Below are 14,836 nucleotides of genomic sequence, written 5' to 3' on the forward strand. Positions count from 1 at the left end.
CCGGAGGCGCATCTTCCGGAGGCGACTCCTCTGGAGCGCCGTCACCACAGGAGCACCGTCACCCCAGGCGGGTCACCTCCCCGCCCGGCCTCGGTCCCCGGCCCCAGCTCCGGGCCGCCCCGACCTCAGTCCTTGGCCAGCTCGAACGACGTGTGGACCGCCGCCAGTCCCGGCACCTTCGCCTCGATCAGATACGTGCCGGCCGGCACCGTCGCCGCGCTCGGCGTGGCGCACTGGGGGCCGCTGGCCCGCCGGTCCCACTCGACGGTGCGGGTCACCGCGCCCTTGGCGGGGACCTGGAGCAGCGCCGGGCCGGCGCCGGTCGAGCAGTCGTCGGAGGCCCACACCCGGTCGTCGCCGGCGGTGTCGGTGATGGTGAGCACCGTCGCCTTGCGCCCGAGGTCCACCTTGCACGCCGCGCCACCGGAGTTCTGCACGGTCAGCTCGAACTTCGGCTTGTCATTGGGCGCGTAGGAGTCCTTGCCGCTCTTGAGCGTCAACTTCACCGTGCCGGCACCGCAGTTGGGGAGCGACGGACCCGCCGCGACCGTGTCGCCGCCCGCGGCCTGGCCGATCGGCGTCCCGCCGGAGCCGGCACCGCCCGCCCCAGAACCGCCGCCGGAACCCCCACTGCCACCGTCCGAGCCGGTGCCGCCCCCGGATCCAGACCCCGAACCGCCACCCGATCCCGACGCCCCGCCGGCACCCGACTCATCGCGGCCACCGGGCTTTTGGCTGATCGCCGGGCCACTGGGCGCGGGCCCGGGCGTGATGGAGGCCGCGGGTCCGGATCCCTGCGGGCCCTTGCCCTCGTTGGCCGTCTTCTCGTCGCTCCCGCCCATGGTGAGCACCCACACCACCAGGACGACGAGGAGGACGACGACGGCCAGCGCAACGGCCCTCCGCCGCCAGTAGATGGAGGAGGGAAGCGGCCCGATCGGATTGCGCAGTGATCCCACGCGAAAACTCTACGAGAGATCCGGACCCGCACCGGCCAGTACCCGCCGCATCGGGCTGCAACTTTTCCCATCATCAGCCCGGTGACCGTCCGCAGTCGCCCACACCGGCACTTTCCGGCCTTCCTGACATTCCTGACCTTTCATCAGATGCCGAGCCCGGTCCCCGATTCCGCACCGCGCCCGGAATTCCGTACCGTCATCGGCCACGAACAGCACCGCTCTCCATCTCGACGTGACCGGCCTCGCCCACCGGTCCCCGGACTGGCTCCGCTCGCTGGCCGATATCGGTACCTCCGGCGGGCTGCTGCTTCTGATGGCCGTCGCCGTGCTGGCGTGGTGGCGGGCCCGCGGCATCGACGCGCACCGGGTCGCCCGGGCGCTCCTGGTGCCGGTGGCCACCCTGCTCGCCTACGTCCTGAGCCAGGTCGTCAAGAGCCTGGTGACCGAGGAACGGCCGTGCCGCGCCGCACGACGTCCTGGTCGGCCTCGGCCTGGGCACCTTGATCGCGGCCCTGAGCGTGGCGCTCCTCACCGGTCCGGTGACCGGCCTGGTCCTCCGGCTACGGGACGGCCGCTGACGCGTCCTGGTGGCCGGCGTAACGGGCGCCCGACCCGGAGGGGACGTAACCGGTATCCCGCCCCGGAGGGGGCGTAGTCGGCGCCCGTCCCCGAGAGCCGTCGCCGCCATCCCGTCCCGGAGTGGCGCTACGCCCGCCACTCCTCCTTGTGGCCAAAACCCTGCGCGTTGTCGATCAGGCGCAGCCAGTCGGCACGCAGTTCCCACAGCGCGGTCCGCTCCAGGGCCGCGCGCAGCCGGTCATCGGCCTCGACGAAGGGGAAGCGCGCGGTGTAGGCGTGCCATCCGGCGTCCCGCTCGGCGCCGCTCAACGGGCGGCAGCCACCGCGCCCCTGAATCCCGGTCAGCCCGCTCCACTCCTGGCCGTCCCGCTGCACCGTGAACGCCACCCGCGCACCGGGCTCGCCCAGGGCCCGGCCGTGCCGGGTGCGTGCCGCGGTGACGAAGTACAGCACCGGCGCCCCGTCGGCGGCGGTCCCGGCCGCGTAGAGCACCGCGCACGCCTGCGGCCCGTCCTCGTCCGCGTACGCCAGCGTCACCGTGGTGTGCCCGGCCAGCGCCCGCCGGATACCGCCCGGACACGCCGCTCCCCCGACCGCTTCCCCAACCGCTTCCCCAACCGTTTCCCGGGCGGCGTCCCCCGCCGCACCGCCCGCCGCTCCCCCGGCCGCTTCCGCCCGGCCCTCGACGCCCCGTGTACCGCTCGTACCGCTCTTCTCCTCCATATCTGCATCCTCGTACGCCCCCACCACCCCACGCGCACCGGCCCGCGGCCCGGTGGCCGGTGCGACCCCGGTGGCCCTCGCCCACCGTCGGCCGCCCTTCGTGCGAGTGGGTGGGCGCGCGGCGGGGCGGGGCCGGTGCGTTTCTCGGGGGCGGGCGGGCGTGCCAGGATCGGCAGTGCCATGACTTCCACGCATGCCATTCCCAGTGCCCTGACTTCCGCCGCCGAGAACGCCTCCGCCGCCGCTTCGGCCGCGGAGGCCACGGACGGGACCGGGCTGCACGGCCCGGTCACCGACTGGTTCGCCGAGCACGCCCGCGACCTGCCCTGGCGCCGCCCCGAGGCGGGCGCCTGGGGCGTGATGGTGAGCGAGTTCATGCTGCAGCAGACGCCGGTCAGTCGCGTGCTGCCGGTGTACGAGCAGTGGCTGGCCCGCTGGCCTCGGCCGGCCGACCTCGCCGCGGAGCCGCCCGGCGAGGCGGTGCGCGCCTGGGGCCGGCTCGGCTATCCGCGGCGCGCGCTACGGCTGCACGCCGCGGCCTCCGCCATACAGGAGCGCCACGGCGGCGACGTCCCCCGTGAACACGCCCAGCTGCTGGCGCTGCCCGGCGTCGGTGAGTACACCGCGGCGGCCGTCGCCTCCTTCGCCTACGGGCAGCGGCACGCGGTGCTGGACACCAACGTGCGGCGGGTCTTCGCCCGCGCCGTCACCGGCCGCCAGTACCCGCCGAACGCCACCACCGCCGCCGAACGCAAGCTCGCCCGCGCCCTGCTCCCCGAGGACGAGAACCTCGCGGCGCGCTGGGCGGCGGCCACGATGGAGCTGGGCGCCCTGGTGTGCACGGCGCGCGGCCCGGAGTGCCACCGCTGCCCGATCGCCGCGCAGTGCGCCTGGCAGCAGGCCGGATCGCCGGCCCACGAGGGTCCACCGCGCCGCACCCAGGCGTACGCCGGGACCGACCGCCAGGTGCGCGGCAAGCTGCTCGCCGTCCTGCGCGAGGCGGTCACGCCGGTGCCGCAGGGCGCTCTGGACGCGGTGTGGGACGAGCCGGTGCAGCGGGCCCGCGCGCTGGACGGCCTGGTGTCGGACGGCCTGGTGGAGCCGCTGGGCGGCGGCCGCTACCGGTTGCCCCACTCCTGACCGACGGACCCGGTAGGCCCGGCGGACGCGGCAGACCCCGCAGTCCGACCCGGCCGACCCGGCCGCCCTGACGGCCCTGACGGCCCTGACGGCCCCGAGGATCTGCCCGACCGGCGTCGTCTTCGTCACGGGCCCGTCATGTAACGCCATCGCCGTTCGCCACGTCTTATATGGGCGCGGTCCCTCCTCGGGGCCGCGCCCATCGACGTACGCCCACCGGGACACCGGGACACACCGCCGACAGCCGGGCCACCGCCCGAAACCGACCACCCGAGGAGGCGGCCGAAAAGCGCCCCGATAAGGCGCGTTTTGCCCCTCGCCGTTCGTCACAGGCGCCCCACGCGGCTCCCGCGGGACCTTCGTCCCTCTTGCCGGGGGCCTCTCATCCGTCGCGAGTATGACGCCGTCGAAGCCCCGGTACGTCCGAGGTATGACCCCCAGCGGGCTGTTACACAACCGACGGTTTTCCGTGCACTCGCTGAGGGTCCGACGCACATTACGTCGCAACACCCCCTCCGTAGCGTCATCCCCGTGCTGGAGATGACCGCCGGCACGGACAACGCGGGGACACGAAAGCGGATCGGAGGCGTCGGGATGGCGACCAGCGGCGGCAAGGTACTGGACTTCGAAGAGTACGTGCGGACCCGGCAGGATGCCCTGCTGCGTAGCGCCCGGCGCCTGGTGCCGGACCCCGTCGACGCCCAGGACCTCCTGCAGACGGCCCTCGTGCGTACGTACGGCCGCTGGGACGGCATCGCGGACAAGTCGCTGGCGGACGCCTACCTCCGCCGCGTCATGATCAACACCCGCACCGAGTGGTGGCGCGCCCGCAAGCTGGAGGAGGTGCCCACCGAGCAGCTCCCGGACGCCAGCGTCGATGACGGCACCGAGCAGCGCGCCGACCGGGCCCTGCTGATGGACATCCTCGGCGTGCTCGCCCCCAAGCAGCGCAGCGTCGTCGTGCTGCGCCACTGGGAGCAGATGAGCACCGAGGAGACCGCGGCCGCGCTCGGCATGTCCACCGGCACCGTCAAGAGCACCCTGCACCGGGCCCTCGCCCGGCTCCGCCAGGAGCTGGAGAGCCGCGACATAGACGCGCGGATCCTGGAGCGCGGGGAGCAGGAGCGGGAGCGTTGCGCGGCCTGACCGCCGGCACGACGGGAACGGCGAGAACGGCGAGAACGACGGAAATACTGCCGACGACACGCCGCGGAAGGCGTCAGCCGGCACGACGGGGGACGCGTCACGCGACACGGCTCGGAACACGTCACACGGCACGTCGGGGACCATGTCGCCCGGCACGATGGGGACCGCGCACCGCGGCCCGGCCGGTGGCGTAACCAAGCCCACAGCCCGGCTCACAGCTTGGCGCGCGACAATCTCAGGTAGAGCAGCGGCCGGGCAGCCGGCGGAAACAAGATCGGCGACTGTGCGAGCGGCACGGTGAGCAGGAGCGGATTGTCCAGATACAGGCCGACCAGGAGCCTGACCAGAAGCGGCTTGACCAAGGGCGGCGCGGCCACAGCAGGTGTGGCCGCCGTCGGCCTTTTGCTTGCCGGCTGCAATCCCGGGGGCGAGGGGATCCGCAAGGAGGGCTCCGCCAGCAACACTCCCGCGCCCCGGGGCGCGGTGAGCTCCGCGCCGGCGCCCACGCCCAGCGCGCACTACAAGAAGGTCAACGCGGTCAAGCTGCTCGCCGCCGACCCGAAGGTCAGCGCGGACGTGAAGCGGGCGGTCGCCAAACCGTGCGCGGCGGACGAGTACCCGATAGAGGTGACCTACGCCTCGCTGACCGGCAGCAAGTCCCCCGACATCATCGTCAACGTCATGACCTGCGCGGATTCCGTCGGTCTCGGCTCGTACGTCTACCGCGAGCAGGCCGGCTCCCCCGATGGGTATGACAACGTGTATGCGAACGAGCAGCCGTCGGTCTACGCCGGCGTGGACAAGGGTGAGCTGGAGGTTTCCCGGCAGACCTATGCCTCGGGTGACCAGGTGTGCTGCCCCTCGGGGGAAGATGTGATGACGTACCGCTGGGCGAACGACCACTTCACCGAGTACGACCGCTATCACACCGACTACAGCAAGACCGCCGTCGACGACACCCCGGACGGCATCGCCGGCACCGCCGTCGGCACCACGGGATCGGAGGGCTGAGACAACGCATGGCCGACACCCACGTTCTTTTCGTCGAGGACGACGACGTCATCCGCGAGGCCACCCAACTCGCGCTGGAGCGCGACGGCTTCGTCGTCACCGCGATGCCCGACGGGCTCGCGGGCCTGGAGGCGTTCCGCGCCAATCGTCCCGATATCGCCCTGCTCGACGTCATGGTCCCCGGACTCGACGGCGTCAGCCTCTGCCGGCGCATCCGGGACGAGTCCACGGTCCCCGTGATCATGCTGTCCGCCCGCGCCGACTCGATCGATGTGGTGCTCGGCCTGGAGGCCGGCGCCGACGACTACGTCACCAAGCCGTTCGACGGCGCGGTGCTGGTCGCCCGGATCCGCGCCGTGCTCCGCCGCTTCGGCCACGCCAGCGGCCCGGACGACCGCGCGGGGGGCGGTAACGCGGACCCGGACGGCCTCGTCGTCGAGACCGTGCTGCGCTTCGGCGACCTGGAGGTCGACACCGAGGGCATGGAGGTCCGCAAGGGCGGCGAGACGGTCGCGCTGACGCCGACCGAGATGCGGCTGTTGCTGGAGTTCTCCACCGCACCGAACACCGTCCTCTCCCGGGACCGGCTGCTGGAGCGGGTGTGGGACTACGGCTGGGGCGGTGACACCCGGGTCGTGGACGTCCACGTCCAGCGGCTGCGCGGCAAGATCGGCCAGGACCGGATCGAGACGGTCCGCGGCTTCGGATACAAGCTGAGAGGCTGACACCTCCGGTGGTCAGGCTGGCCCTACGAACGGGCCTGAGATGGAAACTCAGCGCCGCGATCGCGCTCGTCGGGGCGCTGGTCGCGGTGGCGTTGAGCCTTGTCGTGCACAACGCCGCGCGGGTCTCCATGCTCGACAACAGCCGCGACGTCCAGATAGAACGCCTCAACTTCACGCAGAAGATCTTCGAGTCCACCAACCGCCTCCAGTTCGGCGCGAAGATCGACGACCCGGCGCTGCCCAAGGCCCTCCGCAAGGAGGCCAGCGAGGGTGAACGGGCCACCTACCTGGAGGACACCGGCCAGACCGCCCCCGAGGTCTGGGCCGCCTCCCCCCTCGGCAACGGCCGCGTGCTGTCCCTCCACGACCGTTTCCCCGACCGTTTCGCCGTCCTCGACGACCTCGACCAGGCGCTGCTGATCGGCTCCACGGCCGTGGTGGTCGGCGGCTGCGCACTGGGTGTCCTGGTGGGCGGCCGGCTCTCCAAGCGGCTCCGGAAGGCGGCCGCGGCGGCCGGGAAGCTCGCCGACGGCGACACCTCCGTCCGGATCCGGGACGAGGTGGGCGGCGGCCGGGTCCGCGACGAGACGGACGACCTGGCCTGGGCCGTGGACGCCATGTCCGACGCGCTCCAGCAGCGCATCGAGGCCGAGCGCCGGGTGACCGCCGACATCGCCCACGAGCTGCGCACCCCGGTGACGGGCCTGCTGACCGCCGCCGAACTCCTGCCCCCCGGCCGCCCCTCGGAGCTGGTCCGCGACCGGGCGCAGGCCATGCGCACCCTCGTCGAGGACGTGCTGGAGGTGGCCCGCCTCGACGGCCACGCCGAGCGCGCCGAGCTCCAGGACGTCGCCCTGGGCGAGTTCGTCACCCGACGGGTCCGCGCCCTCGACTCCGGCGTCACCGTCGAGGTGCTCCGCGACGCCGAGGTCTCCACCGACCCCCGCCGCCTGGAACGCATCCTGGGCAACCTGATCGCGAACGCCTCCCGGCACGGCAAGCCGCCCATCGAGGTCACCGTCGAGGGCCGCGTCATCCGGGTCCGCGACCACGGCACCGGCTTCCCCGAAGCCCTGCTCCGCGAGGGCCCGAGCCGCTTCCGCACCGGCAGCAGCGACCGGGCCGGCGTCGGCCACGGCCTGGGCCTGACCATCGCCGTCGGCCAGGCCCGCGTCCTGGGCGCCCGCCTCACCTTCCGCAACGCCGACGAGCTGACGGACGGTTCGACGGGCGCGGTCTCGGTCCTCTGGCTCCCGGAGAACGCCCCGACCGCCACCGGCAGCTTCCCGGTGATCCAGCTGCCGGACCGCTGACGGACCGCCGACGGACCGCCGACGGACCGGGCAGATCGCCCCATCTCCCCTTTCCTACCGGTCAGTTGGAAAGAACCGATCCCCCGAACCACGCGTCCTACTCTCGGCAGACATACAGGCGGCAGTTCCGGGGGGCCACACCACCATGAGCAGCGGCAGCGCCGACGACCAGGGCGACGACATCGAGGGCGTCCAACCCCTCAAGGCGAGCGACCCGCCGCGGATCGGCCCGTATCTGCTGCTCGGCAGGCTCGGCGCCGGCGGTATGGGCCGGGTCTACCTCGCCCGCTCCGAGGGCGGACGCACCGTGGCCGTCAAGGTCGTCCACGAAGAACACGTCGCGGACGCGCAGTTCCGCGCCCGCTTCCGGCGGGAGATCGATGCCGCACGGCGGGTCGGCGAACGCCACACCGCGCCGGTGCTCGACGCGGACCCGGACGCCGACCAGCCCTGGGTCGCCACCGGCTACGTTCCCGGCCTCTCCCTCGAACAGATCGTCCGCCACTACGGCCCGCTCCCCGTGGCCTCCGTCACCGCCCTCGCCGACGGCCTGTTACGGGCGCTGAAGGACATCCACGCGGCGGGCATCATCCACCGCGACCTCAAGCCCTCCAACGTCATGCTCACCGTCAAGGGCCCCCGCGTCATCGACTTCGGCATCGCCCGCGCCCTGGAGACCTCCGTCGAGTCGCTGCTGACCAGCACCGGCCTGATCGTCGGCTCCCCCGGCTTCATGTCGCCCGAACAGATCCTGGGCGGCGACCTGGGCCCGCGCAGCGACGTCTTCGCACTCGGCTGCGTCCTGGGGTACGCGGCGACGGGCCAGCTGGCCTTCGGCAACGGCGTGACCAACCCGCACGCCGTGAACTACCACTGCGTGGAGAGCGAACCGGACCTGGACCGGGTGCCGGACGCGTCCCTGCGGGCCCTGATCGCCCGCTGCCTCACCAAGGACGTGGCCGACCGCCCGGACGTGGACGCCCTGCTGGACGACCCGGACCGCGCCCGCCCCGCGCCCGTGGGCGGCTCCTGGCTCCCCCCGGAAATCGTCGCCCACCTCGCCGAACGCGCGGCCCATCTCCTGGACGTGGACGCGGTGCCCTTACGGGAGCAGCCCACCGACCTGGCCACGGTCGATCTCCGGCCGAAGGACGCCCCCGACCCCACCCCACAGCCGGACCCGCCCAAGGGCAAGCGGAAGGGAAAAGGGAAGGGAAAGGGCAAGGCCGGGGACCCCGGACAGGAGCGACGCGCCGGCAAGCGCCCCTGGCCCCTGGTGGTGCCCATGGTCGCCGTCGTGGTGGTCGGCGGCGGCACCGCGGTCCTGCTGCTGCCCGGCGACGGCGGACACCGGGCGGACGCCTCACCGCCCGGCGCGAGCAGCAGCAACCCGCCGCACGTGAACCACAACCCCCGCACGCCGCCCAGCAGTTCACCGCCCCCGGGCACGCAGAGCCCGTCCCCCTCGCCCTCCCCCAGCGCAGGGACGAACGGCGGCGGCGCACCCCTGAACGGCGGCTCGGGTGGCGGATCCGGCGGCGGCCCGGGCGGCGGCTCCGGTAGCGGCTCCGGCGCTTCCGGCGGGACGACCACCGGCGGCGGCTCCGGCTCCTCGGGCGGCAGCAGCGGGGGCGGTACGTCCGGCGGCTCCGGCAGCTCCGGCAGCTCCGGTTCCACCAGCAGCGGCGGCACCTCAGGCGGCGGCGCGGTCCCGTCGTACTTCCTCGGCAGCTGGTCCTACCCGGCGATGACCAACCAGCCGCAGAAGATCACCGTCTACCGGGCCGCCGTCGGCCAACAGGCCGCCCGGTTCGTCTCCGACATGCCGTACACCGGCCACTGCGAGACGGTGGCCCGCCTCGAAGGGGTCAAGAACGGCGGCAGCCGCATCGAACTCACCTCCGCCGCCGTGGACACGGCGCACTCCAAGGGCATCTGCCAAGCGGGGAAGGCGTCCATCCTCTACGTGGCCGCGGAGGGCGGTCTCTACCACCTCGACGACCCCTCCGAGGGGCAGGGTTACCACTACACCCGCTGACCCGGACACGGACCGGGCCCGACCTCGCACCAGACGGTCTTGCTCGCCTCCTCCTGCCGCACGCCCCACCGCAGCGCAACGGCGTCCAGCAGCGCTATCCCGCGCCCGCCCTCGTCGTCCACGGCGGCCCGGAGCAGCACGGGCAGGGCACGCGGATCCGGGTCGGTCACCTCGACGCGGATCCGCCCGTCCGCGGTCCTGCCGACGTACACGGTGACGGGCGCGCCCTCCCCGACATGCCGGATCACGTTCCCGACCAACTCGCTGACGCACAACTCCACTTCGCAGCACGACGCCCCGAGGTGGTCCCGCACCGCCCGCCGCAGCAGCGGCACCTCCTTCGGTACGGCCAGCAGCCGCACCGTCATCACCGCGCCGCCGCCTTGTGCAGCACCTCGGCCAGCTTCCGTGCCGTGGCCATGTTGCAGTTACCGAGCGCGACGAGCGGGGGCGGGTACTCCCCCGCGAACGAGGGGAGATCGACGCCGAGCGAGGGCAGCGTGATCCCGTTGGCCTTCAGCGCGGACCGCAGCCCTTCGGCGCATTCGTGCACGTCATCCATGGTCGTTCACCTTCCTGTGCGCATTGTGATGAATCGCTCACAGACTGGCGTCACGCGCCGTACTTTGGAAGGGAATCTGGCCTTCGTGCCCAACTGGCAAGTGGTGGTGGTGAGTCATGTCCCCGCGCAAGGATCCTGACCCGTCGGCGAGCGTCCCGTCCTTCTACGGCGCCGAGTTGCGCTTCTTGCGGGAAAGCGCGGGCCTCACCCTCGACCAGTTAGTGGAGGGCAGCTTCCGCGGCGCACCACTGCTCAGCCGGATCGAGCGCGGCGAACTCGGCATGCCGATGGACCTTGCGGTTCACATCGACAAGAAGCTGAAGACCAACGGTTTCTTCGAGCGCCACTACGAGGCGGTTCACAAGGCTCGCCTGGCCGGACATCCCCCGTACTTCGCGAAGATCCCGGACTTGGAGAAGTCCGCTACGACGATCGAGGACTGGGCGCCGTTCCTCATCCCGGGCCTGTTCCAGACAGAGGCGTACGCCCGGAAGACCGCGCAGACATCGCGCTCGCTAACACCGCCCGAGACCGTCGAGAAGCGTGTCCGCGCCAGGTTGGCGCGCGCCGAATTCTGGGAGCGAGAGGATCGCGGCACGTACTGGGGGATCCTGCCCGAGTCGCTGATCCGTCGACGGATGCTCCCGCCGGAGGAGATGGCCGAGCAATTGGAGCGCATCGCCGAACTGGCTCGCGCCACTCAGAGCGTTGTGCAGATCCTCCCGGAGTCGGAGGTCGATCACTCGCTCATGATGGGGCTGCTCAAGATCCTCACCTTCCCGGACGCCCCGCCCCTGGTCTACACAGAGGGCGTCTACAGCGGCCAAATCATCGACTATCCACCGCTCGTGACGAACTATCGAAGGTCGTACGATCTGGCCAGGGCCGCCGCACTCTCACCCAAGGCGTCCCTAGCCATGATCGAGGAAGCGGCAAGGGGCTACAGAAATGAAGCGCAGCAAGGGGATTGACCTGACTTCTGGCACCTGGCGCAAGAGCAGCTACAGCAACCACGAGGGCGGCGAATGCATCGAGGTATCGGACGCCCTCCCCGACCTCGTCCCCGTCCGCGACAGCAAGGACCCGCACGGGCCGGCGCTCGTGTTCCCGGCCGTCGGCTGGTCGGCGTTCGTCGGGGCCGTCAAGAACGGCCAACTGCCCGGCGCCTGAGCACGAAAACGGCCCCTGGTGTACGTAACCGCACGTACACCAGGGGCCGTTCGCCGTCTCGCGAGGGTCAGACGGCCTCGACGACCATCGGCCGCTCAGCAGCGGCATCCGCGTCGGCCTCACCCGACTTCGCGGCCGGACCGCCCCGCAGCGGGACCTCCTTGAGGAACCACGCCGCGACGAAACCGATGACGCTGACGAGCGCGCCCCACAGGAACACCTGGTGCGCGCCGGACGCCACCGCGTGCGCGTACGCGTCCTTCACCGGTGCCGGCAGGCTCGGCAGGGTCTTCGGGTCCATCTGGGCCCCGCCGCCGGTCATCTTCGCGCCGGCCGCGGCACCGAGCCTCTCGATCATCGTGTCCTTCACCTGGGTGGTGAAGAGCGCGCCCAGGATCGCGACGCCGAACGAGCCGCCGATCGTACGGAACAGGGTCGCGGACGAGGAGCCGACACCCATGTCCTTCATCTCGACGCTGTTCTGCGCGATCAGCATCGTGATCTGCATCAGGAAGCCCATACCGGCGCCGAGCACGGCCATGTAGAGGCCGGACGTGAAGCGCGTGGTGCCGACGTCCATCAGGGACAGCAGGGCCAGGCCGATGGTGATCAGCGCACCGCCACCGGTGACGAAGATCTTGTACTTGCCGGACTGGGTGGTGACCCGGCCCGCGATCAGCGAGACCACCATCATCGCCAGCAGCATCGGCAGCAGCAGCAGACCGGAGTTGGTGGCCGAGGCGCCCTGCACGGTCTGCTGGAACAGCGGCAGGAAGGTCATCGAGCCGAACATCACGAAGCCGACCAGGAAACCGACGACCGTGACGAGCGAGAAGTTGGCGTTCCGGAAGATCCGCAGCGGGATGATCGGGTCGCTGACCTTGGTCTCGACGAAGACGAAGGCGACGAGCGCGACCACGGCCAGGATGCCCAGGCCCACGATCTGCTTCGACAGCCAGTCGTACTCGGTGCCGCCCCAGGTGGTGAGCAGCACCAGCGAGGTGATGCCGATGGTCAGCAGGGCCGCGCCCGCGTAGTCGATCCGGGTCTGCGACCGCTTCTTCGGCAGGTGCAGTACGGCGGTGACCATGATCAGGGCGATCGCGCCGAGCGGCAGGTTGATGTAGAAGCTCCAGCGCCAACCGAGGTGGTCGGTGATGGTGCCGCCGACCAGCGGTCCGCCGATCATCGCGACGGCCATGACGCCGGCCATCATGCCCTGGTACTTGCCGCGCTCCCGCGGCGGGATCAGGTCGCCGATGATGGCCATGACGCCCACCATCAGACCGCCCGCGCCCAGGCCCTGCACGGCGCGGAAGCCGATCAGCTGGCCCATGTCCTGCGCCATACCGGACAGCGCGGAGCCGATCAGGAAGATCACGATGGACGTCAGGAAGACGCCCTTCCGGCCGTACATGTCGCCGAGCTTGCCCCAGATCGGCGTGGACGCCGCGGTGGCCAGCGTGTAGGCCGTGACGACCCAGGACAGGTGCGACAGCCCGCCCAGTTCACCGACGATGGTCGGCATGGCGGTGCCGACGATCATGTTGTCGAGCATCGCGAGGAGCATCGCGATCATGAGTGCGAAGAGCACCATCCGTACGCTGGCGGGCTGTTTGCCCGTGCCCTGCGCCGACTCCTGTATTTCCCCCGCTGGGGTCGCTGTTCGCGACATCCCCATCACTTCCCCATCGATTCTTACTTACTTGCCGCCCGGCTAGTTCTGTACAGTGCAGAAGGTAGAAGGGTTACTAGCCGGGCGTCAAGTAAGTTTTTTGATGCCGGGGTGGGTACGTCCGTGACCAGCGGGGCAGCAGATGATTGCTGGGGAAGCGGGCCGCGCCCGGACCCCGCACCGACACCGCCGTCACGCAGGAGAGCAGCATGAGCAGCGCATCACAGCCGCGCCGCGGGAACACCCGCCAGCGCATCCAGGACGTCGCCCTGGAGCTGTTCTCCGAACACGGCTACGAGAAGACCTCGCTGCGCGAGATCGCCGAGCGGTTGGACGTCACCAAGGCCGCGCTCTACTACCACTTCAAGACCAAAGAAGACATCGTCATCAGCCTCTTCGAGGACCTGTGCCGGCCCATCGACGAGCTGATCACCTGGGCGCAGGAGCAGCCGCGCACCCTGGAGACCAAGCAGGAAGTGATCCGGCGCTACCACGAGTCGCTGCGCTCCTCCGAGGACCTCTTCCGCTTCATGCAGGAAAACCAGGCCACGGTCCGGGACCTGACCATCGGCCTGCGTTTCAAGGAGCGGATGCTGACCCTCTACGGCCTGCTCAAGGAGGACGACGCCGAGCTGGTCGACCAGGTGCGCTGCATCACGGCGCTGTTCGCGATGCACGCGGGGATGTTCGCGATGCACGACGTGACGGGCGACCCCGAGGACAAGCGCGAAGCCATCCTCAGGGTCGCCACGGAACTGGTCACGGCGGCGAACCCGCCGGGCCGCCGGCCAGTCCGGCCGGATTCAGCTCAGACGGCGTCGCCGTGAGCCCGCAGGAATCCGGTCGGCTCGATGCCCGACCCGTAGTTGGGGCCGGTGCGGACCTCGAAGTGCAGGTGCGGGCCGGTGGAGTTGCCGGTGCTGCCGGACAGACCGATCTGCTGGCCCGTGGACACCTGCTGCCCGACCTGGACCTGGATCTGTGACAGGTGGGCGTACTGGGTGTACATGCCGTCGGCGTGCTTGATCACGATCGCGTTGCCGTAGGCCGGACCGTCACCGCCACCGTTCGGACCGGCCTTGACGACCGTGCCCGCGTGGACGGCGTGGACCTGCGTGCCGGTCGGCACGACGAAGTCCTGACCGCTGTGCTTGTGCGCCCAGTGGCTGCCGGGGATGCCGAAGGGCTCACCGAGGACGTAGCTCTCGACCGGCTTCACCCAGGCGTTGGCCTTCTTCGCCACGTCCACCTTCGCCTTCGCCGCGGCCGTCTTGGCGTCCGTGGCGGCCTTGGCCTGTGCGTCGGCCTGCGCGGCGACGGCCTTGCCGACGCCCGCGGTCAGGTGCAGCAGCCCGGCGTCGGCGGCAGTGGCGACCCCGGCGCCCAGCGCGGCGGTGATACCGGCACCGGCGGCCACGACAGCCACCCGATGCCGCAGCGCGAACTTGCCGTTCTTCGCGGACTTCTTGGAATTACGTATCGCGGCAAACTTCGACATGCGGGTTTTTCCTCCGGGGAGAAGTGAATGGTTTTCCCGGCTGCGGTCCGGGATTGCCATTCCTTGGTAACCCGCTTACGCCCTGACGCCAAGGCCCCCTTCCTACTACCGGGACCCGTAATAGTCAGGACGCTCAGGAACGACCGCGAGCCCACCCCAAGCCACCCGCGAGACCTGCCCTGACCTGCACTTTCACCTCCCCCTCCCTCCTTCCCCTCACCTCCCAGAATTCCCCTACTCCCGCTAGTAGGACCCAAATCCCTGTGCGCCATGTCACGAGATCCCAGAGCCTTCACG

16 protein-coding genes are annotated in these 14,836 nt (G+C 71.1%); 9 read left to right on the top strand and 7 right to left on the bottom strand.

Annotated elements, in window-relative coordinates:
- Window positions 1–125 precede the first annotated feature (125 nt).
- On the bottom strand, window positions 126–959 hold the full coding sequence (locus tag ACO0M4_RS40700) for a hypothetical protein (RefSeq protein ID WP_430376316.1): 834 nt from the start codon (window positions 957–959) through the stop codon (window positions 126–128).
- Between the two features lie 705 nt (window positions 960–1,664).
- Window positions 1,665–2,261 (bottom strand): pyridoxamine 5'-phosphate oxidase family protein, encoded by a 597-nt coding sequence (locus tag ACO0M4_RS40705; RefSeq protein ID WP_430376317.1) that lies wholly within the window; start codon window positions 2,259–2,261, stop codon window positions 1,665–1,667.
- A 180-nt stretch (window positions 2,262–2,441) separates the two neighbouring features.
- Between ACO0M4_RS40705 and ACO0M4_RS40710 the strand changes: the two genes are divergently transcribed.
- Together ACO0M4_RS40710 and ACO0M4_RS40715 are read left to right on the top strand one after the other, a co-directional pair.
- Complete coding sequence (locus ACO0M4_RS40710; RefSeq protein WP_430376318.1) at window positions 2,442–3,401, top strand: A/G-specific adenine glycosylase; 960 nt, start codon at window positions 2,442–2,444, stop codon at window positions 3,399–3,401.
- A gap of 594 nt (window positions 3,402–3,995) precedes the next feature.
- Complete coding sequence (locus ACO0M4_RS40715; RefSeq protein WP_248016652.1) at window positions 3,996–4,547, top strand: SigE family RNA polymerase sigma factor; 552 nt, start codon at window positions 3,996–3,998, stop codon at window positions 4,545–4,547.
- 212 nt (window positions 4,548–4,759) lie between these two features.
- On the opposite strand, the gene ACO0M4_RS40720 is transcribed toward ACO0M4_RS40715, so the two are convergent.
- Window positions 4,760–4,990: a hypothetical protein gene (locus tag ACO0M4_RS40720; RefSeq protein WP_430376319.1), complete on the bottom strand. Its 231-nt coding sequence runs from the start codon at window positions 4,988–4,990 to the stop codon at window positions 4,760–4,762.
- Window positions 4,991–5,030: 40 nt separating this feature from the next.
- Between ACO0M4_RS40720 and ACO0M4_RS40725 the strand changes: the two genes are divergently transcribed.
- The 4 genes from ACO0M4_RS40725 to ACO0M4_RS40740 all read left to right on the top strand — a co-directional run bounded on the left by ACO0M4_RS40725 (window position 5,031) and on the right by ACO0M4_RS40740 (window position 9,634).
- The gene (locus tag ACO0M4_RS40725; RefSeq protein ID WP_430376320.1) at window positions 5,031–5,558 is read left to right on the top strand and encodes a hypothetical protein; all 528 of its coding nucleotides are present in this window, start codon (window positions 5,031–5,033) and stop codon (window positions 5,556–5,558) included.
- Between the two features lie 8 nt (window positions 5,559–5,566).
- Complete coding sequence (gene cseB / locus ACO0M4_RS40730) at window positions 5,567–6,283, top strand: two-component system response regulator CseB (RefSeq protein WP_430376321.1); 717 nt, start codon at window positions 5,567–5,569, stop codon at window positions 6,281–6,283.
- A gap of 8 nt (window positions 6,284–6,291) precedes the next feature.
- Window positions 6,292–7,596 carry a two-component system sensor histidine kinase CseC gene (cseC, locus tag ACO0M4_RS40735; protein WP_430376322.1) on the top strand — a complete coding sequence of 435 codons (1,305 nt, stop codon included), beginning with the start codon at window positions 6,292–6,294 and terminating at the stop codon, window positions 7,594–7,596.
- A 145-nt stretch (window positions 7,597–7,741) separates the two neighbouring features.
- A complete protein-coding gene (locus ACO0M4_RS40740; RefSeq protein ID WP_430376323.1) occupies window positions 7,742–9,634 on the top strand; it encodes a serine/threonine-protein kinase in 1,893 nt (630 codons plus the stop codon).
- Here the strand turns inward: ACO0M4_RS40740 and ACO0M4_RS40745 are convergent.
- Both ACO0M4_RS40745 and ACO0M4_RS40750 read right to left on the bottom strand, forming a co-directional pair.
- Entirely contained in the window at window positions 9,622–10,002 is a 381-nt protein-coding gene (locus tag ACO0M4_RS40745) for an ATP-binding protein (protein ID WP_430376324.1), read from the bottom strand. The genes ACO0M4_RS40740 and ACO0M4_RS40745 overlap by 13 nt on opposite strands.
- The gene (locus ACO0M4_RS40750) at window positions 10,002–10,196 is read right to left on the bottom strand and encodes a hypothetical protein (RefSeq protein ID WP_430376325.1); all 195 of its coding nucleotides are present in this window, start codon (window positions 10,194–10,196) and stop codon (window positions 10,002–10,004) included. Before ACO0M4_RS40750 ends, ACO0M4_RS40745 begins: the two co-directional genes overlap by 1 nt.
- Before the next feature lie 116 nt (window positions 10,197–10,312).
- Between ACO0M4_RS40750 and ACO0M4_RS40755 the strand changes: the two genes are divergently transcribed.
- Both ACO0M4_RS40755 and ACO0M4_RS40760 read left to right on the top strand, forming a co-directional pair.
- Entirely contained in the window at window positions 10,313–11,167 is an 855-nt protein-coding gene (locus ACO0M4_RS40755; protein WP_430376326.1) for a helix-turn-helix domain-containing protein, read from the top strand.
- Complete coding sequence (locus ACO0M4_RS40760) at window positions 11,145–11,366, top strand: DUF397 domain-containing protein (RefSeq protein ID WP_430376327.1); 222 nt, start codon at window positions 11,145–11,147, stop codon at window positions 11,364–11,366. Before ACO0M4_RS40755 ends, ACO0M4_RS40760 begins: the two co-directional genes overlap by 23 nt.
- A gap of 67 nt (window positions 11,367–11,433) precedes the next feature.
- Here the strand turns inward: ACO0M4_RS40760 and ACO0M4_RS40765 are convergent, their stop codons facing one another.
- Window positions 11,434–13,047, bottom strand: coding sequence for an MDR family MFS transporter (locus ACO0M4_RS40765; protein ID WP_430376328.1), 1,614 nt, complete (start codon window positions 13,045–13,047; stop codon window positions 11,434–11,436).
- 203 nt (window positions 13,048–13,250) lie between these two features.
- Here ACO0M4_RS40765 and ACO0M4_RS40770 point away from each other — a divergent pair, with 203 nt between their 5' ends.
- Entirely contained in the window at window positions 13,251–13,868 is a 618-nt protein-coding gene (locus tag ACO0M4_RS40770) for a TetR/AcrR family transcriptional regulator (protein ID WP_430376329.1), read from the top strand.
- On the opposite strand, the gene ACO0M4_RS40775 is transcribed toward ACO0M4_RS40770, so the two are convergent.
- Window positions 13,850–14,539: a M23 family metallopeptidase gene (locus tag ACO0M4_RS40775; RefSeq protein WP_430376330.1), complete on the bottom strand. Its 690-nt coding sequence runs from the start codon at window positions 14,537–14,539 to the stop codon at window positions 13,850–13,852. The two genes, ACO0M4_RS40770 and ACO0M4_RS40775, sit on opposite strands and share 19 nt — an antisense overlap.
- Window positions 14,540–14,836: the final 297 nt, after the last annotated feature.

It is taken from the genome of Streptomyces sp. RGM 3693 (genome assembly GCF_050471125.1).
In the GTDB taxonomy this organism is placed as follows: Bacteria; Actinomycetota; Actinomycetes; order Streptomycetales; family Streptomycetaceae; genus Streptomyces.